At 59.6% G+C, this 18,822-nt stretch carries 17 protein-coding genes; 2 read left to right on the top strand and 15 right to left on the bottom strand.

Annotated features, from left to right (window positions below):
* Positions 1-29 precede the first annotated feature (29 nt).
* The 15 genes from IPM39_20640 to IPM39_20570 form a co-directional block, all read right to left on the bottom strand.
* Positions 30-2,030: a putative baseplate assembly protein gene (locus IPM39_20640; protein ID MBK8988443.1), complete on the bottom strand. Its 2,001-nt coding sequence runs from the start codon at positions 2,028-2,030 to the stop codon at positions 30-32.
* Positions 2,031-2,100: 70 nt separating this feature from the next.
* Positions 2,101-2,496, bottom strand: coding sequence for a GPW/gp25 family protein (locus IPM39_20635; GenBank protein MBK8988442.1), 396 nt, complete (start codon positions 2,494-2,496; stop codon positions 2,101-2,103).
* A gap of 251 nt (positions 2,497-2,747) precedes the next feature.
* The gene (locus IPM39_20630) at positions 2,748-4,433 is read right to left on the bottom strand and encodes a VgrG-related protein (GenBank protein MBK8988441.1); all 1,686 of its coding nucleotides are present in this window, start codon (positions 4,431-4,433) and stop codon (positions 2,748-2,750) included.
* Between the two features lie 143 nt (positions 4,434-4,576).
* On the bottom strand, positions 4,577-4,855 hold the full coding sequence (locus tag IPM39_20625; protein MBK8988440.1) for a GxxExxY protein: 279 nt from the start codon (positions 4,853-4,855) through the stop codon (positions 4,577-4,579).
* A 46-nt stretch (positions 4,856-4,901) separates the two neighbouring features.
* The gene (locus IPM39_20620; GenBank protein ID MBK8988439.1) at positions 4,902-5,564 is read right to left on the bottom strand and encodes a LysM peptidoglycan-binding domain-containing protein; all 663 of its coding nucleotides are present in this window, start codon (positions 5,562-5,564) and stop codon (positions 4,902-4,904) included.
* Between the two features lie 15 nt (positions 5,565-5,579).
* Complete coding sequence (locus IPM39_20615; GenBank protein ID MBK8988438.1) at positions 5,580-7,604, bottom strand: hypothetical protein; 2,025 nt, start codon at positions 7,602-7,604, stop codon at positions 5,580-5,582.
* Between the two features lie 50 nt (positions 7,605-7,654).
* Positions 7,655-8,077 (bottom strand): phage tail protein, encoded by a 423-nt coding sequence (locus tag IPM39_20610; protein MBK8988437.1) that lies wholly within the window; start codon positions 8,075-8,077, stop codon positions 7,655-7,657.
* A 353-nt stretch (positions 8,078-8,430) separates the two neighbouring features.
* Positions 8,431-8,790 carry a phage tail assembly protein gene (locus IPM39_20605; GenBank protein MBK8988436.1) on the bottom strand — a complete coding sequence of 120 codons (360 nt, stop codon included), beginning with the start codon at positions 8,788-8,790 and terminating at the stop codon, positions 8,431-8,433.
* Positions 8,791-8,863: 73 nt separating this feature from the next.
* Positions 8,864-9,307, bottom strand: coding sequence for a phage tail protein (locus IPM39_20600; GenBank protein MBK8988435.1), 444 nt, complete (start codon positions 9,305-9,307; stop codon positions 8,864-8,866).
* Positions 9,308-9,508: 201 nt separating this feature from the next.
* Entirely contained in the window at positions 9,509-10,852 is a 1,344-nt protein-coding gene (locus IPM39_20595) for a phage tail sheath family protein (protein MBK8988434.1), read from the bottom strand.
* 251 nt (positions 10,853-11,103) lie between these two features.
* Positions 11,104-11,943 carry a DUF4255 domain-containing protein gene (locus IPM39_20590; GenBank protein MBK8988433.1) on the bottom strand — a complete coding sequence of 280 codons (840 nt, stop codon included), beginning with the start codon at positions 11,941-11,943 and terminating at the stop codon, positions 11,104-11,106.
* Positions 11,944-12,023: 80 nt separating this feature from the next.
* The gene (locus IPM39_20585) at positions 12,024-12,671 is read right to left on the bottom strand and encodes a DUF4157 domain-containing protein (protein ID MBK8988432.1); all 648 of its coding nucleotides are present in this window, start codon (positions 12,669-12,671) and stop codon (positions 12,024-12,026) included.
* A 32-nt stretch (positions 12,672-12,703) separates the two neighbouring features.
* Entirely contained in the window at positions 12,704-14,869 is a 2,166-nt protein-coding gene (locus tag IPM39_20580) for an ATP-binding protein (GenBank protein ID MBK8988431.1), read from the bottom strand.
* Positions 14,866-15,084 (bottom strand): hypothetical protein, encoded by a 219-nt coding sequence (locus IPM39_20575; protein MBK8988430.1) that lies wholly within the window; start codon positions 15,082-15,084, stop codon positions 14,866-14,868. Before IPM39_20575 ends, IPM39_20580 begins: the two co-directional genes overlap by 4 nt.
* Before the next feature lie 223 nt (positions 15,085-15,307).
* The gene (locus IPM39_20570; GenBank protein MBK8988429.1) at positions 15,308-16,153 is read right to left on the bottom strand and encodes a hypothetical protein; all 846 of its coding nucleotides are present in this window, start codon (positions 16,151-16,153) and stop codon (positions 15,308-15,310) included.
* A 427-nt stretch (positions 16,154-16,580) separates the two neighbouring features.
* Between IPM39_20570 and IPM39_20565 the strand changes: the two genes are divergently transcribed.
* Together IPM39_20565 and IPM39_20560 are read left to right on the top strand one after the other, a co-directional pair.
* Positions 16,581-17,768 (top strand): HAMP domain-containing histidine kinase, encoded by a 1,188-nt coding sequence (locus IPM39_20565; protein ID MBK8988428.1) that lies wholly within the window; start codon positions 16,581-16,583, stop codon positions 17,766-17,768.
* Positions 17,769-18,340: 572 nt separating this feature from the next.
* A complete protein-coding gene (locus tag IPM39_20560; GenBank protein ID MBK8988427.1) occupies positions 18,341-18,772 on the top strand; it encodes an Hsp20/alpha crystallin family protein in 432 nt (143 codons plus the stop codon).
* The last annotated feature ends 50 nt before the right edge of the window (positions 18,773-18,822 follow it).

Here is an 18,822-nt window from a genome sequence, read left to right as displayed (position 1 = left end):
TGTTTCCCGTTCATAAGAACCCCTGGGAATTACACAAACACCACTTCGTGCCGCCCGGATGCAATCACCCCATGCGCCACCACTTCCACCGATTCCACCCGTTCCCCCTGCGGCCCGCCGCCCGGCGCGGCGATAAACAGGTCCACGTTGCGGATAAACTGCACGTGGGGCAAGCCCTGGAGCGTCTGGTACACATCCGACAAAAAGAGTTCCCGACCAAACGGCCAGCCATCGCCGCCTGGTCCGCCGGTGAGCGGGTTGAGGAAACGGTAGAGGCGGGCCAGCACCTCGCTTTCCACGTCGGCCTGGTTGATGCCGGGGGCGGCGCGAAGCTGCACGCGGGCAGCCACCCAACGGTAGGCCGGGGCGCGGATGTCTAGCTGCGTCGTCAACAAGCGGCGCTCGTCGAGATAGCTGCCCAGGCGGGCGACATGTTCCGCGGAGGGTTCCAACTGCTCCGGGGCCAGGAAGCCGGCCGGATTGGCTACGCGGGGCACAACCAGCACATACACCTGCCCCGGCGCGACACGCCCGGCGGCCGACGGCCGTGGCTGCAAACATCTCACCCGTCCAATCGCCGCCGGCAGCGCCTGCCGCGCCAAAAATTCAAAATCATCCTCAGTGACGGCGCGGCCGCGTGAACGCAGCAGCTTGGGGGCGCGCATCATCGCCGCTTCCAGCGTCTCCGCGTCCAGCCCGCCCCAGGCTGGCTCGCGGTTGCGCACGCGGGCGATGTAGGGGATGGCCGTCTTGAGGGTGTTGAGGATGCCAGTCTGCACATTGCCAATTTGCCCGCCGCCGGTGCGATAGCGGCGGAATACCAGATTGGCCCCACGCGGCGGAATGGCGCTGTAAAGTTTGATCGCGCCATCGGGCTGGCGCACGGCCGGCCCCAGGCGCAGTTCGCCGGTCACGCTGTCCAGGGTGAAGTGCGCATCGTAGGCGCTGGAATCAGCCAAATCTTCAACTTCGGTCCAGGGCTGCGGCGCTTCGCCTTCCACCTGTACCAACAGCGTTTCTTGCGGCTGGCGGGCCAGGATGGGAGTAACGCGCAGTTGATAGCGCTGACCGGCGGCGCCATCACTCTGGCCTAAAAATTCGTTTTCGATTTGTTGGGCGTGGGTGGCTGGGGTGGTCCCACCCCAGGCAGCCGCCTGAACCTGGCGCAGGCGGGGTGAGGTCTGGTACGGCCGCATCCCGTCCTGCCGTTCGGCGGCGCTGATTTCGCGCACGCGGACGCGCACCCAGTACTGTTCTTGTTTGTTGATGGCGTAACGCCCCATGGCCGGCAGGTGGAGGTGAATCTGGCCGCCGATATTCATGCCTTTGGTGGTGTCCAGGTCTATGGCACAGGGCAGCCAACGGGCATTGACGTCCCCGGTGGAGGCTTCCCACACCACCGGCGGTTGGGTGGGGTCTATGCCTGCGCCGCCGGCCGAATCGCAGTCGAATTGCAGGCCGAGGATATGGTGGCTGAGGTCGTTGGTGAAGCCGAAGTAGAGAGCGTCGTCTATTTGCGGCACGCCGGAGAAGGCTTCAAAGCCTTCAAAGCCGGCCGCCAGACGGCGCAGGTTTTGCTCGCGGTATTGTTTTTGCTCTTGTCCGGCGGTGATGCGCGAGAGAACGGCCGTTAGCTGCGGCGGCTGCACCACAAAATCGGCGTCGGTGGTGAAAATGATGGAGCTTTCCGTCTCCGTGCGGGTGCTGGCGACTTCGGTGCCGGCGGGGATGGATACGGCCGTCGCCTGCGGCGCAGACAACCAAAACGTCACCGGCACTTTGGCCGGCTGCGGCGGCTGCAAGGTAATGCCCAACATCTCCATAAACTTGATATAGTGTCGGTCAGGGACCTGATTGAGCCGGTACAGCAGCACATCGGTCATCCAGGCAAACAGTTCGATCAGCGTCACGCCGGGGTCGCTGACGTTGTGGTCAGTCCACTCCTTGACGTAATGGGGGATGCGCTTTTTGGCCTCATCCACCAGGTCTTGGAAGTGGCGGTCGTCGAGTTTGGGAGCGATTAGCGACATAAAGAACTCCTGAATTGTCAATTGTCAACGGTTGGCGATTGACTATTGGCTATTGACCCTTGACAATTTCTTATTCCTCTGGAATGAGATAAAAGGGATATACCAGACTCCGCCGGTCATTGGTGGCTTTGGTTTCGTAGCTGATTTCGATGAGCAGCCGGGAGGCCTCGTCGGGATCGGGCCGGGCGCTGACGCTGTGGACGCGGATGCGCGGCTCCCACATGCCCAGGGCTTCTTCTACATAGCGGCGGGCTAAAGCGGCCGTGTGGCTGTTGTTCGGCGCAAAAAGCAGATCGTGCAGGCGGCAGCCAAAAGTCGGGCGCATCACCCGCTGTCCCGGCGCAGTCATCAGAATAATGCGGATGGCCTGATCCAGTTCGTTGCGGTCATGGGTGAGGGTGAAGCCGCCCTGTGCCCCAATCTGCGGTGGAAACGCCCAGCCCTGGCCGATGATGTTGGTCGTCATAGATTCTCCAGAAGATTGCACCACAGAGACACGGAGGGCACAGAGGAAAACAGGTTTTAAAACTCCGTATTCTCCGTGGTAAATTCTCTTATACTCAAGTTGACTTGAAAACCAGAGTTTTGTACAACCTGTCATTCTGACGAGTCTTCGAGGAAGAATCCCCTGCGGCTGACACATAGGGATTCTTCGCTCCGCAGACTACGCTCAGAATGACAAAGCACTAAAACTCCGAGTTTCAACTTGATTTCAGTTTAGTTCAAGTTCACCATGGCGCCTTTTACGTTTACCTGGCCGGTGGCTTGCAGGTCGAGGTTGCCACCGGCTTGCAGCTTCATGTTGCCGGTGGATTTAACTTCGACCTGGCCGCCGCTTTCGATGGTGATTTTGCTGCCGTTGTCGTCCAGGATGACGGTGAGGCCGCCTTTGCTTTTGATTTCAATTTTGCCACCGGCGTCGTCCAGGACAACTTTGTGGCCGGCGGCCGTTGCCAGTTCGATTTTTTTGTCGGCGTTGTCGTGCATGGTGATGTGGTGGCCTGTCCGGGAGTGCCAGGTGCGCAGCAACGGCCGTTCCCCATTGCGCGCGCCGCTTACCGATGGCGGTTCCTGGTGTTGGCCGTTCCACAGGCCGCCAAGAATAAGGGGGCGGTTAAATTCGCCATGCTCGAAGGCCACCAACACCTCGTCGCCCACGTCCGGCATACAGAAGAAACCGGCCTCCGGCCCGGCCCCGGCAGAGACCACCCGCGCCCAATCACTCTCGGCGTCGTCGGCCATCCAGGGGAATTTGACCTTGATCCGGCCCCATTGTAGGGGGTCGTCGGCGTTGGTGACAACGGCCGTTACTACCCCCTGCCAGCGTTTTACCGGTTCCTGCCCGGCCGACTGTTCGGCCAGCAGGCCAGCCCGCGAGCCGCGCACGGTAAACAGCGTGCGCAGCCCGTCATCGGCGTAAATATGCGTGGCGCTGGTCACTAAATAATCGCCGCTCAGTCGTTGGCCCAGCCCTTCCAGCTTCACAAGCTGCCCGGCGGTGATGTCTGGGCGGCGGAAAGCCAGCCCATCGGCCTGGACAAACGCGCCGCTTAGTTCGTCCAGCCGGGCGGCGGCCAGGGCATCGGCTTCCGCCTGGCTGACGACAGGCTGGTCTACGATGACCAGTTTGCCGGCGCCGAAGCCGTTGGCCCAGGCAGCGCCGTTTTTGCTGTCGCCGAGTTGGGGGTACAGACGGCCGTTGCGCGCCTGGCCCACAATCGCCTCCTGCTTGTCGGCGTCCCAGCCTTTCACCACCACTTCGTCCACCTGCTCTGCCAGGGTGAGGCGCGGCCGGAAACTGAGCAGCTCCTCGCCCCATGTGAGGGTGACGCGGGCGCTGTTGGCCGACGGCCGTTTAAAAACCAGTTTGCCCTCAGCCACATAACAGACGTAGCCAATACGCCAGGCGCGTTCCATCAGGAAGGCCAGGTCAGACTGGTTGTGCTGGTAGATGTGGTCGTAGACGGTGGCGGTGGCTTCCACGTCGGCTTGCAGCCCGGCGCTGCGGGCGATGTCGGCCGCCAGGTCGCTGTCTTTCTGGTTGAGGAAGGCGCGGCTTTTCGTCTCGCGGTAGAGGCGGTGCGATTTGTCGTAGCCGCGCACCAGCAGTTCGGCGATCATGCCTTCCTCGAAGCGCGGTTCCAGGGCGGTTATTTCGCCGCTGATGAGGTTGACGCTGCTGCCTTCGGCGTCTTCGGCGCTGATTTCGATGGTTTTGGTCAGGTCGAAGGGGCCGCTGTCCAGCAGTTCCAGGCCGGGGTCGTGCAGACGGATGGTGAACATGTGCGGCAGATAGGCATGTTGGTCCACCGTCACCTCGGCGACAGCGGCCATCACTGGCTGCTGCACCGGCGCCCCGGCGAGCTTGATGGTAAGTTGGGAGGTGAGGGGTTGGTCAGACATTTATTCACCACGGAGGCTTTGTCCTCCACCAAAAAATCCAGCCTATTGTGCTTAAGAAAATAATCCGGTAATCGCCGCCCCGCCCGGACGTTTACGTCCGGGCTATGAAACAACGCCGGGTGAACCCGGCTTTTAAGCCCCATTCATGGGGCGTTGTTGGTAGCCCGGCGATTTATCGCTGGGTGGGGCGGGCAACGCAGACTACCGGACTTAATTCTAAATCTACAAGAGCCACAATCTAGCTGTGTTCCCTTGTAAACGATGGGCAGCGGTTTTTCACGCTGAGATCTCACACCGCGCAAATCCAATTCATGCGCCAGACATACCGGGTAAACATTTTCCATCAGCCCTGGCCCCAACAAACGATGCACTTCCATCGCCGCGCCAATGATTTGTTCCGTCAATGCCTCGTCAATCAACATCTGGTTTCTTTGAATCTTCCGTGCCTTCCGTGCCTCTGTGGTGTACCTAATCTTCTGGAATGGTCAACTGCGTGCCTGGGCGTAGGGCCAGGGGGTTGGTGATGTGGTTGTAGGTAGCGATTTGGCGCCATTTGGTGGCGTCGCCGTAAACGGCCGTAGCAATCGTATCCAGCCTATCGCCCATCACCACCGGCCAGACGCGCTGGATGGGGCCGCCGCCGGAGGTGGGGTTTTGGTTGGGGTAGTCGTTGACATCTTTGTGCTGGGTGAAGGTCACGTCTACGGCGGCGCGGACGGGCGTGCCGTCGTTCTTAAACAGGGTGAACTTTTGGGTCATCTGGGTGATGACGGCGACAAAGCGGAAGACGCCCCATTCAAAGGCTACTTCCGGCGGCGTGGTTTTTTGGTTGCCCTGCGCCGGTTTGGGTTCCATGAATTTCCACAATTTGTTGGTCGTCTGGCTGACGTCTTCGTCCGCCTCGTAGGTGTCGAAGAGCAGGTTGAGCTTGAGCGTTTGCGCGCCGGACTTTTTGAACTCGATTTGCGGCGTGGACGAGCGATTACGAGACTTTTCCTCGTAGGTGTTGGACTTGGAGACGGTGTATTCAAACGGGTTGAACATGCAGTCCACCGATTGGCCGGACTCGTTCCCGCCTTCGTCCACCTCGTATATCCGAGCGGCGACTAAATTGCCTCGTGTGTTTGCCATTTTAGTTGATAGTCGTTAGTAGCGGCCTCGCGTGCGTTCCCACTCTACGGTCAGGCGGGTGCGCAGGTCGGCGTAGACGCGGCGGGCCAGGTCGTCAATGTTGATGTCGGCGGCTTCGGCTTGTTCTTCAGGGTTGGCGGTGGTGGGTGGGAGGGGAACGGCCGTTTCCGTTTCCGTTTCTTCCTCTCGCTGCACCCCTGGGAGCGCAGGCGTCCCGCCTGCTCTTACGGCGGGCGGGACGCCTGCGCTCCCAGGGGGAGGGGTTTTGCCAATGAGTTCCCACAAATCGCCGGGGAGTTCGCCGATTTCGGTGGGTATGGTGGTTGGTTGGTTTGTTGGTTGGCGGGTTGGTTGGTTTGTTGGTTGGCGTTGGATAACGGCCGCTGCCGGGCGCGGGCGGCGGGGCAAGACCAGTTCCACAGTGGAATCACTGGGTTGGCTGGCGGCCACTTGATCAAGCGTCTGGCGCACCTTTGTGCGTTCCGGCGCGTCGGCAGAGAGAGTTGGTTGGGTTGTTGGTTGGTTGGTTGGCTGCGTTGGGGTTGGTTGGGGCAGGCGTTGGACGGGCCACACAGTTTCCAGGGCAGGCTGTGCGGCCGGTTGGCGCTGCACTGGCGCGGCTGAATCGCCGCCGCCGGTCGCAGCCACGTTGGACGATCCGGCGATAGTCACATTGCCCCCGGCGCTGATGCCGCCGCCGATTTTGGCGCTGCCGCCGATGGAGACACTGCCGGAAACGTTCAACCCACCGCCAATTTTGGCCGGACCGGTTGTGGCGCTGCCGCCAACGGTCACGTCACCATCATTTTTCAGCGCGGCTGTCGTCAAGCTCTGCCCAACGGTCACCGTATCCGCTTTGACCAGGCCGCCCACCTGGGCCGTTTGCCCGATGGTCACATCCCCGGCGCTGACGAGGGCGGCGCCGATTGTCGCCGACTGCCCAATCTGCACATTTTCCGCCGCCGCCAGGGCGCTGCCCACCGCCGCCTGTCCACCGACCGTTACGCCGCCGCCGCTTTGCACAGTAGCCCCGGCGTCCAGGTTTTGGCCGATGACGGCGGCGTCGCCAAATTGGGCGCTGCCGCCGACTGTGACGTTTTCGCCGGTGGTCGCTGCGCCCTGGAAGGTGGCCGCGCTGCCTATGGTGGCATTTTGGGCAACGGCCGTTTCCCCTAAAACAGTCGCCGCTCCGCCAATGTGGGCATCGCTGCCGCTGCTCAACGCGCCGCCAACCGTCGCCGATCCGCCAACCGCTGCACTGCCGCCTACTGTCGTGCTGCCGCCGACAACCGCGCTGCCGCCTACCGTCGCCTGGTCGCCCACGCTGACATCGCCGCCCACCGTCAGGCTGCCACCGACCATCAGCGCGCCGCCGGCGGCCGTCGAACCGTCGCCAGCGCCAGGATCGGCAGTGGGCGATGGGGTGTTTAGCGGCGCGGCTTGCCCGTCGCCCACATTGGCTGCCGGCGGCGCTGGCGCATGATTGTTGGCTGGCGGCGCAGTCGGCGCGGTCTGTTTGTTCTGGCCGGTAAAACGGGCCACGTCGGGCGCGTCCGGTGTGGGTTCGACCGGGTTGTTTTTCTGCATATGCCCGTGGTAGATGGCTTGCAGGCGCGACCAGTCGGATTTTGGATTTTCGCTTGCGGATTGCGGATTGGTGGCTGGAATTTCCGCCTGGGGAATTTTGGTTTGCGCTTTGGGAAAATTATTTTGCGCCTTGTCGTTTAAAATCCCCGCATTGGAAAAGTTATTTTCCGCATTGGTGTTTAAAGTTTCCGCATTGGTGTTTGAAATTTCCGCATTGGTGTTTGAAATTTCCGCATTGGTGTTTGAAATTTCCGCATTGGAAATTTGGGGCACAATGCGGCCGGGGACGGCGTGGGCTGCGGCGGCGAAGGGGACGTGGACCCCTTCTTGCCCCGCAGCCGGCGCGCGGAAGAGGGTGGCAACGGCCGTATGCCGCAGCACCCGCCGCACCAACGGACTTTCGCCATCTGTTGCCCGTTCACTGTTCCCCGTTAACTGTTGATAGTTGGTCATCGTTGTCTTTCGTGTGCCGTGTTTTCTTCACGGTTTACGGGCCACTTCGCCTACGTACTCACCGTGATCTCGCCACAGGCCAATTCCAATGTCTGGATAGCGACGCTGTTCTCGCTGCTTTTCAACTGCGGGCCGGTCCATTTTACCGGGTAGGCGTCGGCGGCGTGCCAGGAGATGATCGGGTTTTTCTGGCTGTCGAGCAGGGAGATGGTTAACGGCCGTCGGCTAAACTGCTCGCTCATCGTCTCCATGTACCAGTCCACCAGCTCGCTGGCTCCCACGCCGTTCTTTAGCGTAATTTTTGCCCCTTTGCGCCGCCCAGGAAGCTGATGGGTGAAAGTGTTCAAACCGCCTTCTTTCACCTCCTCAATTTCCCATTCAATTGTCGGCAGGGTGCATTCAGTGAACGCGCCATAGGGCGTGCCGTCTACGTCTACCACAAAGCGAAAAACTGCATGGGTTGTATCGCGCATGTTTCGTATTCCGTGTTCCGTGTTCTGCTTACGGCTTACGGCCTACCTCCGTCGTTTTCGTTCTCGTTCCAGGCGCAGGTCTTCTAGCAGCAGAGCGTAGACCTTATCGGCCACCTTCTGCACAATCTCCGGCGTGATGGCCTTCGCCTTCTCATCCGTCACTCCGTCACCCGTCACCTTGTCACCTGTCACCTTGTCACCCTGTCATACCCCGGCTTCTCGCCGGCTGCGCCGAGGCGTAAACGCCCCGGCTAAATCACGACGCCGGGTAAACCCGGCTTGGGGTCTTTTTAGCCCTGTTTACGGGGCGTCGTTTTTTAGCCTGGGGCTTTAGCTCCAGGCTAAGCGGCCTATCACCCACTCAGCGGCGCAACTTGTAAGTTGAACGAGGCGCTGCACGCCGGGCAAGTCGCGCCGATCAGGATGCCTTCGCTGCTGTTCAGGCGCAGGTAGAGGTCTTCCAGGTAGGACAGGTCGGCGGTGAAGAGGCGTTCGATGATGGCGGGGGTAACGGCCGTTACCGACCCCAACGCCACCACCACCCGGCTCAACAACAGCACCGGCAAATAGGCCCGGTTGGCCTGCACTCGCGGGTCGCGCAGCGGCTCAATCTCATCCAGAGCGGTAGACAGACGCATACGGCCGTGCCGGTGAAGCTGCCCCGCCTCATCCAGATAACCTCTTGGAAGCGTGAACTCAAATTCAAGTTGCATAGTAGTTGATAGTTGTTAGTTGTTAGTTGATAGTGTCTTGCTAACAACTATCAACTATCAACTAACAACTGTCTTATTTCACCCGTGCGATGTACTCATGGGCGATGGTCAATTCTTCGATGCCGATTTCGTTGCTGTCGGCTTTGGGCTGCGGGCCGGTCACTTTCAGCGGCCAGGCGCGCTCGAAATTCCAACGGGCCACCTCGCTCAACTTCTGGTCGAACATGACGATGGAGCCATCGCGCCGCGCGCCCTCCACATCGCCATCTTCCACCTGCTTGCGCCAATCCCAAATATCCATACTGGCGGTGATGCCCCGCTTTAAGACGATATTTTCCCACTTCAAGCGGCCGGGCAGCTTTAGCACCACTTCCTGCCCTTTCTCCGTCACCACCTTATGCTCAATCGCCTCATGCTCGGACCCCAGCCCAGAACATTCGGTAAAGTAACCGGTGACAACACCCTGAATGTCTACCCCAAAATGAAAACCAACAAGCGGATCAGTACGTTCTGCCATTTTTCCACTCCAGAAAGAAAGTTATTACACGGAGATACACGGAGAAGGCACGGAGTTACACAGAGAGCGGAGAGCAAAAGCAAAGCAGGTTTTGCCCTCAACATGCACCAATCTTTTCCCTCTTGCTCTCCGCAATTCCTCTGTGGACCTCCGTGTTACAAACTTCACAATTCACAATTCATCATTCACAATTCATCATTCTTACGCTTCGGCGTTCGCGCCGGCCCATTGGCTGAGGCGGAAGATGACGAATTCGGCCGGTTTGACGGGAGCTAAACCAATTTCGATGATCAATTGGCCCAGGTCGCGCACTTCGGTCGGGTTCAACTCCTCATCACATTTAACATAGAAGGCCTGTTCCGGCGTGGAGCCAAACAGCGCCCCGCTGCGCCACACCAGGCGCAAGAAGGAGGTCACGTCGCGGGTCACTTTGGCCCAGAGGGTGCTGTCGTTGGGTTCAAAGACCACCCAGCCCATATTGGCTTCCAGCGACGCGCCAACCATGATGAAGAGACGGCGCACGTTGATGTAGCGCCAGGAGCCATCACTGGTAAGGGTGCGCGCGCCCCAAACGCGGATGCCCCGGCCGGGGAAGGCGCGGATGCAGTTGACGCCGATAGGGTTCAGCGTGTCCTGCTCACCTTTGGTCAGGTTGATTTCCAGGTTGGTCGCGCCCAGGACCACTTCGTTGGCCGGGGCTTTGTGGACGCCGCGCTCGCTGTCGGCGCGGTTGTAAATGCCGACGACGTGGCCGCTGGGGGGCACAAATTTGCTGGTCTGCGGGCTGTCGCTGAGGTCGGCCACTTCCACCCAGGGATAATAGAGGGCGGCGTAGGAGGAATCGAAGTTGATGTAGTTGCGCCACTCTTTGGCCTGCTGGGCGTTGAGACCGGGCGGGGTGTCCAGGATGGCGAAGCGGTATTTGAGGTTTTCGCAGTGGGCGATGAGGGCCGTTTGCACCTGCTTGACCAGCTCTTTGGCGGCGTTGGAGCCATCGTAGCCGGCCATCAAGTCGGGGCAGAGGACGAGGCTAACATCGTCCAGGGCTTCCAGGCCGTTGATGCCGGTACGTTGGGCCACATCACCGATGAAGTCTGCGGCCGTTAACGGCCCAAACGTCGGCGGGGGCGGCGGGGGCGGGGCGCTGTCCCCTTCCTCGCCTTCTTCCTTCTTCTTGGGCGCGGGCCGCGAGCGGGGAGATGACGCTTTTTCGGCGGCTGCCTCATTCAGGGCGCGCAGGCTGAGGACGTAGCACGGCCCACCGCCATTGGCGAAGTAACCATACACGGCGTCAGGCAAATACGCGCCCTGGACAAAACCGCCGAAAATATCGCTGAACTGCGTCCAATTGGTGACGAGGGTGGCGATATTAACGCGCGACTCGACGGGCACGCGCTCGCCGGTGGCCGGGTCCAGCGCCTTGCGGCTGGCCTCGGCGGTGATGCCGACAAATGCGGCGGTGGAGGTTCCCACCGCTTGAATCGGTTTGGCGCCCCGATCAACTTCTTCAACGTAGACGCCGGGAGATGCGTAACTGACTGCCATTTTCTTTCTCCTTAAGACATGATCCACAGATTTCATAGATTCCACAGATTAAGAAATCTGGGCAATCTTTAGGCAGTGGATGAACGAACACGGATACACGCGGATGAATGCGGATAAGATTTGTTGATGACAGCGGCGCGGTGGGGCGCGGTTTTTACGGATGGGTTGTTTTTTCATTTTTTCCACCTTTGGAAGCGCGGGCGTCCCACCCGCAGTGATGGCAGGCAGGAGGCTTGCGCTCCCAGGAAAGCTCACAGTTCCACGTTATAGTTGCCGGCGGGGACGGTGATGGGCTTTTCTTGCGGCTTGCCTTTGCCGGTCCAGATGAGCAGGGTATAGCTGCCGGCCGGGACGCCGTGGAAGCGATAACGGCCGTTCCTATCCGTGCGCCCCATAAAGCCGGTGTCTTGCAGGGCGACGGCCACGTCGCCGAGCGGCTCTTTGCCCTTGGTCAGCGCGCCGCCAATGAAGGTGGTGGAAACGGCCGTTTCCCTCTCCATCTCCTGGCGGCGCGGATTCTCGGATTGTCCCAGGCGCATGGTCAGCGAATGGACAACCGGTCCCGTGACTTCGCTCCAGGGGTCCAGCGCCAGGGTGATGGTGTAAGAGATAGACGGCCGCAGCTCATTGTCCAGCGCGCTCCACACTTCGGCCGGGTTAGTCAGCTTGTCGTGGGCGGCCAAACGGGCCTGAATTTCAAAGGTCGGGTTTTGCAGGCTGCCCACCAGGTTTTCTTCCGGCAAGATGGGGTGGCGGAACAGGGCCAGCAAGCAGCGAGTGAGCAGCCGGTGTTCGTCGCCGGGGTCAGTGGCCCAGGTGGTGAGCATGTAGGTGCAGTCCACCCGGAAGGGGGTGCGCTTGCGGGCGGCGGGGTCGGCAGGACGGCCGCTACCATTAACCGCCTGCCATTGGTGCTGGCGCAGCAGGTTGTTCTCGCGCACGTCGTAGAGGAAAAAATTGATTGTCGGCTTCGCCAGCTTCGCGCTCCACTCGCGCGTCGGCTGGTCGAATTTCACGTCAATTTCGCCGTTTTTAACCGGCAGCTCCTCAATGAGGAGGCGTTTGATGGTTTGGTCTAAATCGGTAATCATGGAATTGGTAAATTGTGAATGGTGAATGGTAAAGTTGAAGAGAGACGTCTCTTATCACTTCACACTTCACAATTCAGACTTCACAATTCAAGCTCTTCTTCTTCTTCGACTTCTTGCAGTTGCAGCTCTTCTTCCTCTTCGGCCGGCTGGTTCATTACCAGGTCGGCGACAGAGTCGGCTTGCGTTTCAAATTGGTCGTCGGGGTCGTTGACGCTGAGTTTGCCCTGGACGGTGGGCGCGGCCGCCCCTTGCTGTACAACGTGGGTCAGTTCATGTGCGATGAGGCGCTGCCCATCGCTGGAAGCCGGGTCATAGGCCCCCTCGCGGAAGAAGACATCGCTGCCGGTGGTGAAGGCTTCGGCCCCCAGTTGGCGGCTCAGGTGGTCGGCCTGGGCGTCGGTGTGGATGGTGACATCGGCGAAGTCTTGCCCCATCGTCTGCCCTGCTTTTTGCGCCATGCCGGAATCCAGACTGCCGCCGCTGCCGCGCTGTTGCTGAATGGATGCGGCCGTTTCCTCATCCACCTCGCCCGCGCCGCTGCGCTGGGCCAGGACGCGCTGCACGGCCGTATTGCCCAACGTCTGCTGCATCTGGGTGACGGTTCCACTGTCCAGCCGGTTGTTTATCTGATCGAGCGTCAATGGGTCGGCGGTTTTGGCGGGAACGGCCGTTTTCCGTTCTGGCCGGTTTACGTTTTTCTTGTCGTCTAGCTGATATTCGGCGGGCATAGTTCCTCCGTGTTCCGTGTTCCGTTCACCGATTACGGATTACGTTCAAACAACCGTTCCTCAATCAACCGCCCCATCTTCTGGTATTCGCGGCGGGCGGCGTGGAGCAGGTGGCGCAGATGGACGGCCGTGGCCGTGGCGGCGGCGTTTTCCTCGGCGGCCAGGAAGGCAGCGGCCAGGATGATGTTGCGGATGGAGCCACCGGCCAGTTCAAAGCGTTCGGCCAGCAGCGGCCAATCCACATCGTCGCCCATCGGCGTTTCCGGCGGCACATTGACCCGCCAGATGCGCTCGCGGTCGGCCGGCTGCGGGAAGGGAAATTCGATGGCAAAGTGCAGGCGGCGGGTGAAAGCGTCGTCCAGGTTGGCGCGCAAGTTGGTCGCCAGAATGACCACGCCGTCATACGCCTCCATGCGCTGCAATAGATAGCTGATTTCGATGTTGGCGTAGCGGTCGTGGCTGTCTTTTACCTCTGAACGTTTGCCAAAAATGGCGTCGGCCTCGTCAAAAAAGAGGATGGCGTTGCTGGTAGCCGCCTCGGTGAAGATGCGGTCCAGATTTTTCTCCGTTTCGCCGATGTATTTGCTTACCAGGGCCGAGAGGTCAATTTTGTACAGGTCCAGCCCCAGCGCGCCGGCCATCACATCGGCGGCCATCGTTTTGCCTGTGCCCGATTCGCCGGCAAACAGGGCGTTGAGACCTTTGCCCAGGGCGAGCTTGCGGTCGAAGCCCCAGGCGCCGTAAACGGTGGGGCGCTGGCGCACGGTGCTGACCATCTCGTGTAGTTGGGCCAGCGTATCGGCGGGCAGGATGATGTCGTCCCAGGTGTAGCGCGGGCGAATTTTGACGGCCAGCGCGGCCAACCTTTGGTTGGAGTGGGCGCGGGCGGCGGCGAAGAGGTCGCTTTCGCTCAATGGCTCGCCGCGCCAGCGGGCCAGGTCGCGGGCGGCGGCGGCGGCGGCTTCAATCTGGCCGGGGGTAAAGCGGAACTGGCTGGCAATGGCCTCAGGCGGCAGCCCATCGCCCAGTTGGGCACGCCAGAGGTCCAGACGACGGCCGTAATCGGGCAAGGGAAAAACGACGGGGAACAACGGCCGTTCCCTCTCCCCATCCGCCTGCCAATTCAGCTCCCCGGCCAGGACAATGGTGTGCGGATAGACGAGCAGTTGGCTGAAGAGTCTGGCGGGCAAACGGCCGTCATCGGTCAGCAGCCCTTCCCAGCCAGTGAGATAGAGCATGGCCTGATGGAGACGGCCGTCGCGCAAGGCAAGCCGCAGTCCTTCGTCGGCGGCCAGGTCGGTTTGGGCCAGGGCGGCGAAATCAAAGGTGAGCAAGGGTTGGTTGGCGGCATGGGCCAGGTGGTGGGCGGCTTCTTGTTTGCCGGTTCCGGGGCGGCCGGTGAAGAGAAAGAGCGGCGTGTGGCTGGCGGCCTGCTGCAGGTGACGGAGTAAATCGGCTGGGACGCGCTGTGGCGGATGGGTGGGTGCGGCAGCGATCAGGGCGGCGGCGGGGGTGAGTTGGGGGTCGAGCGTGTCGTCATCGAGCAAAAATTCGACGACGCTGGGAGCAGGGCGCAGGAAGTGGGCCAGCCGGGCAGCGGCGCTGTTGGGGCCATCATGGAAGCAGATGAGGAGGTGGTGGGCAAGCAGACGGCCGTTCTCGGCAAATAACTGCCGCTGCTGTAATTTTTCACGAAAGCTGGTGGTGAGCAGGTTGAGGGCCAGGTCAATCGTCGGCCGTTTGCGGGTCACGTCGTCTTGCAGATAGGCATAGAGGCGTTCGTAGCGGGGGTCAATCTCCGGGGCCAGGGCGATGAGCAGGGCGTCAACTTCAATTGGCGTCAGGCCAAAGGCGGCGGCCAGATGGTTCAGGCGGAGGGGGATGTTGTCGGCCCGGCTGGCCTGGGCGCGAGCCTGCCATTCGTGGCGGGCCTGATCCAGGGCGGCGGGGAAATCGAGGGCAGTGGGCATGGAACGGCCGCTGCCATTGGCCCAAATATGGCCGCCAATGCCCTGGCTCAGCAGCGCGTCGGCGTGGTCGTCGCTGATGTAGAGGCCGCGAAATTCATCGTCGGGCTGGAGGCCGTTGGCGCGGGCGCGGGCGATGGCCCACTGCACGCGCCAATCCAACACAGACAGCCCGGCCAGCAAATGGCTCTGGCTGTCGGCATAAGGGGCGAGAACGGCCGTGACGTTCATTCCTGGACTGCCTCGTGTTGGTCGTGCAAATAATTGGCGACGATTGGGCTGATGGCTGACGGGTCGCGGAAGTGGTGGCGCTGGCCGGTTTGCACGTGGTTGATCCAACCGCGCCATTGGCCGGTTTCGCCGGTGGGTTCTTTCCAGATGCGAATGACAAAGGAGTGCGCTTCACGGTCGAAGCCAGCCATCATGTCGCCTGACTCGTCGTCCATAGGGTTTCCTGTAGCCTGGAGGGAATTGGATGGTTGGATGGTTAGTTGGTCGCTGACACCAACCAACCAACTGGCAAGCCTTCCCTAAGCCGTACCACGTTTCCGTCACGACCATTCTAGGGGGGAAGTCTCACAAAAGTCTCACAAGGGGCGTTTTCCGTAAGCCGTAAACCGCGAACCGTGAATCGCCATGGAACACGGATTACGGATAACGGAACACGGACTACGGATTACCGTCCAGCAAAGAATTCAAGCGGTCGCCGGCGCGCAGGAAATCGCGGTAGGCGCTGTGAAGGGCGGGGCTGGCGGCGGTGGTGTGGGGCAGGCGTTCTGCGAGGAGCTGTTGGTAGAGGGCGCGGGTTTCCGGTAGGGGGAGGATGTGGAGTTCGTCGAGCAAGAGGCGGGCGCAGTGGTGGAACTGCTGCATGGCCTGGGTGGGTTGGCCAAGCCGCCAATAACAAAGCATGAGGGCGCGGTGGACCTCTTCGCGCAGGGGGTCGGCGGCCAGGATCGTTTGGCCGTGGGCTAAGGCTTCGACGTAGGCGCGGCGGGCCAGGCAGGCCGCCATCAAGTCACCCAGGGCTTGCAAATGCCGCCGGGCCAGTTGTTCGCGGGCGATGAGAATCCAGTCGGCGTAGAGGCCATTGAAGAGGTCGCCGTGGTAGAGGGTAACGGCCGTTTGCAGCCATTGTTGGCCTGTTTCATCGTCGGTTTGGGCGGCCTGGGCGAGGGCCTGTTCAAAGAGGGCCAGGTCGAAGGTGAACGGACGTACCGGGCTGAAGGCTATCCAATCGCGGGTGGTGGGCAGGGAAACGGCCGTGTCTAACCCCAATTCAGCCAACAGGCAGCGCAGCCGCCACACCACTGTACTCAGGCGACCACGCGCATTGTCCGGTGAACCATCCGGCCAGAGCAATTCAATCAATTTTTCGCGGTGATGCTCCGTTTCCTGGTGGAGAAGCAGATAAGCGAACAATTCTTCAGTGTGGCGGGTGGGAAACGAAGTGATGGCTTTGCCTTGATACTGCACCTGGAGCTTGCCAAAAGCCTGAATATGCAGAGGGGCCATGCACGTATTCCTTTACTGCGCAGTGGTTGTGCGCCAAAAGTTGGGCCTGGGACGTAGGCGGCGATGATGTAGTGATTGGTCTGAAAGCAGGGTGAAAGACGTAATGGGCACATTATAGCACAGGGTTTGCGCTGTGGAACATGTAAAACAGAGACTGCCCCGTCTGTTTTACGTGAAGGGGGCATAAAAAAAGAGTGGTCTTCCCCTGCCAGGTGAAATTGGCGTAAATAAATTCCCAAAGCGCGGCGGTGGCTTGTTAGAATGAACCTACTAATTGCCGTAATCAGTATTCAGTGACCAGTTTTCAGTTGGCGGCGCCTCTGAAAACACCCGCTGAATACTGAATCCTGACCTCTGGATACTGCCATTACATTATTGTGGGCTTCATGTACCCAATCACAAATCAGCCGCCGGCAGCGAGGAGAGTATGCTACAAATTGCACAAATAGATCTGGCAGAGGTTTTGCAAACCACCTTTCCTGAATTAGGCGAAGAGGATATTCGGGCGCTGCTTTACGCGGCCGTGCCGCGCTGTTACCCTGCGGGGGCCATTGTTTGCCGCGAAGGCGAACCGGGCACGTCTTTGTTTATTTTGCTGGAAGGGGCGGCGGACATCATCGTCCATGCCAGCCCGGAGATTGACATTCTCATTGACACGGTGGGGCCAAATACCTACCTGGGCGAGATGGCTTTTTTGGGGGAAACCACGCGCACAGCAACCATTTGCGCCCGGTCAGACTGCCAAATGCTGGTTATCGAACATACCGATTTTTTGCCGGTGGCCCATGCCAACCCGCGCTTGCTGCGCACATTGCTGCGGCAAATTATCGGCCATTTGCGGCGTAACGATGAAGCGGTGATTCAGGAATTGAATATCAAAAACGCGGCGTTAGAGAAGGCGTATCTGGACCTGGCGGCACAGGAAAAGCTGCGGACTGAGTTTATTGCCACGTTATCGCATGAGCTGCGAACGCCGTTGACGACCATCAAGGGCTTTCTGGGGCTTATCAACCAGGGGGCGGTGAAAGGGGAGTCAGTGCAGGTGGCGCTGAACGCCATCACGCGCAATGTGGACACGATGGTGGGCCTGACCAACGACCTGTTGATTTTGTATGAAATGCACCCGGCGACGGCCGAATACAGTTACGTCAGTCTGCCAGACATTTTGATCGAGGCGCTCAACGCGGCGCGGGAAGTGTTGAATGGCAAGACGACGCGGGTGACGTTGGACATTGCCGCGGAAATCTCCACCGTGTATGCGGACCGGCGCTCGTTGGTATTGGCGCTGCGGGCGATCATTGAAAACAGCTTCAAATTTAATCCCGACCAAAAACCAATTCACATTGCCGCCGATAACCGCGCAGCGCGCGAGGTTGTCATCAGTGTGCGGGATGAAGGGATCGGCATTGCGCGGGAAAACTTGTCACGCATCTTCGAGCCGTTTGTGCGCATTGAACAAGAAGGGGGACAGCATTTGTTCCCCGGTCTGGGGGTGGGGCTGACGATTGCCCGGTTTGTGGTGGAGCGGCAAAACGGCCGTATCGAAGTCGAAAGCGCACCGGGTCAGGGCAGTACCTTCACCATTGTCTTGTCCCAACCGAATCCGCCTGAATGATCATCACCGAATATAGGTAAAAGAAAACGGCCGTCTTGGGCAAGACGGCCGTTTTCTTTTACAAATACAATCAAGAACGACATCAGGAAGGAGGCTACCCTGTTACTTGCAATGAATGTACCCAACCCGTTTATTCAACGTACACTTTAGCCAGAGATTCACGTGGGCTATGGGAGGCAAAAAGCATACAGGTGGCAATCGTGAAAACGGAGGCGATGATAGATGAAGTGGCAAAAATGAGAATAAATGACATTGGGTACATCCGTTCCTGTTTCGGTCGTATCTATAACCCTAACAATACAACTGCCTGTAGTGTATAAAATCACTGGCTTCTTGTCAGTAGTACGTTCGGTTCAGAACCGCGCTCCTACCAGTCCAACGCGGCGCTAACACAATTCATACGCAGCAATAACATTCCTCCGATATGGCTCATATGCCTTTCTTACACAACAGCGGCACAATACCTGCATAGTGATCATTCAGAAATTACATGGCCCAGATTGGACCAATCTCCAAGATTGGTCCAATCTGAGTAAACAAATCAACAAACTAACCTTTCGGAGGAAAAAATCATGAACACGATAGTACGCTGGAACCCATCCCGCAGTTTATTAAACGAATTTGACCGTTTGTTTAATGCCCAGGTCGCTGAATCGGACGCGCCGCACAGCTGGGGCTTGCCGCTGGACGTCATTGAAGCCGAAGCCGGGTATACCGTCAGAGCTTCTGTGCCCGGCATCCAGGCCGACGATTTGAATGTGACACTGGAGAAGAACGTCCTGACCATTCAGGGCGAAGTCAGCAGCGATGAGCAGGTTGACGACGCCCGGTATCATTTGCGCGAACGGCGCTACGGCCGTTTCAGCCGCAGCCTACGCTTCCCCGTCGAAGTCAACGCCGAAGCCATCGAAGCTACCTACGAAAACGGCGTGCTGACGCTGAACGTGCCCAAGTCCGAAGCCGTCAAACCGAAACAGATCAACGTCAAAGTCAACGCCCAGTAAATAAACCCGGTCTCAGAGAGCTTTCCGCTTTCCCTTTCCAGACCCCGGCG

Source organism: Candidatus Leptovillus gracilis (assembly GCA_016716065.1).
GTDB classification, from domain to species: Bacteria; Chloroflexota; Anaerolineae; order Promineifilales; family Promineifilaceae; genus Leptovillus; species Leptovillus gracilis.
This window is presented reverse-complemented; position numbering and strand designations above follow the sequence as displayed.

Coding starts and splice junctions, on each gene's coding strand:
- IPM39_20640 (MBK8988443.1), bottom strand. CDS start 2,030: ATGTCGCTAATCGCTCCCAAACTCGACGACCGCCACTTCCAAGACCTG.
- IPM39_20635 (MBK8988442.1), bottom strand. CDS start 2,496: ATGACGACCAACATCATCGGCCAGGGCTGGGCGTTTCCACCGCAGATT.
- IPM39_20630 (MBK8988441.1), bottom strand. CDS start 4,433: ATGTCTGACCAACCCCTCACCTCCCAACTTACCATCAAGCTCGCCGGG.
- IPM39_20625 (MBK8988440.1), bottom strand. CDS start 4,855: ATGTTGATTGACGAGGCATTGACGGAACAAATCATTGGCGCGGCGATG.
- IPM39_20620 (MBK8988439.1), bottom strand. CDS start 5,564: ATGGCAAACACACGAGGCAATTTAGTCGCCGCTCGGATATACGAGGTG.
- IPM39_20615 (MBK8988438.1), bottom strand. CDS start 7,604: ATGACCAACTATCAACAGTTAACGGGGAACAGTGAACGGGCAACAGAT.
- IPM39_20610 (MBK8988437.1), bottom strand. CDS start 8,077: ATGCGCGATACAACCCATGCAGTTTTTCGCTTTGTGGTAGACGTAGAC.
- IPM39_20605 (MBK8988436.1), bottom strand. CDS start 8,790: ATGCAACTTGAATTTGAGTTCACGCTTCCAAGAGGTTATCTGGATGAG.
- IPM39_20600 (MBK8988435.1), bottom strand. CDS start 9,307: ATGGCAGAACGTACTGATCCGCTTGTTGGTTTTCATTTTGGGGTAGAC.
- IPM39_20595 (MBK8988434.1), bottom strand. CDS start 10,852: ATGGCAGTCAGTTACGCATCTCCCGGCGTCTACGTTGAAGAAGTTGAT.
- IPM39_20590 (MBK8988433.1), bottom strand. CDS start 11,943: ATGATTACCGATTTAGACCAAACCATCAAACGCCTCCTCATTGAGGAG.
- IPM39_20585 (MBK8988432.1), bottom strand. CDS start 12,671: ATGCCCGCCGAATATCAGCTAGACGACAAGAAAAACGTAAACCGGCCA.
- IPM39_20580 (MBK8988431.1), bottom strand. CDS start 14,869: ATGAACGTCACGGCCGTTCTCGCCCCTTATGCCGACAGCCAGAGCCAT.
- IPM39_20575 (MBK8988430.1), bottom strand. CDS start 15,084: ATGGACGACGAGTCAGGCGACATGATGGCTGGCTTCGACCGTGAAGCG.
- IPM39_20570 (MBK8988429.1), bottom strand. CDS start 16,153: ATGGCCCCTCTGCATATTCAGGCTTTTGGCAAGCTCCAGGTGCAGTAT.
- IPM39_20565 (MBK8988428.1), top strand. CDS start 16,581: ATGCTACAAATTGCACAAATAGATCTGGCAGAGGTTTTGCAAACCACC.
- IPM39_20560 (MBK8988427.1), top strand. CDS start 18,341: ATGAACACGATAGTACGCTGGAACCCATCCCGCAGTTTATTAAACGAA.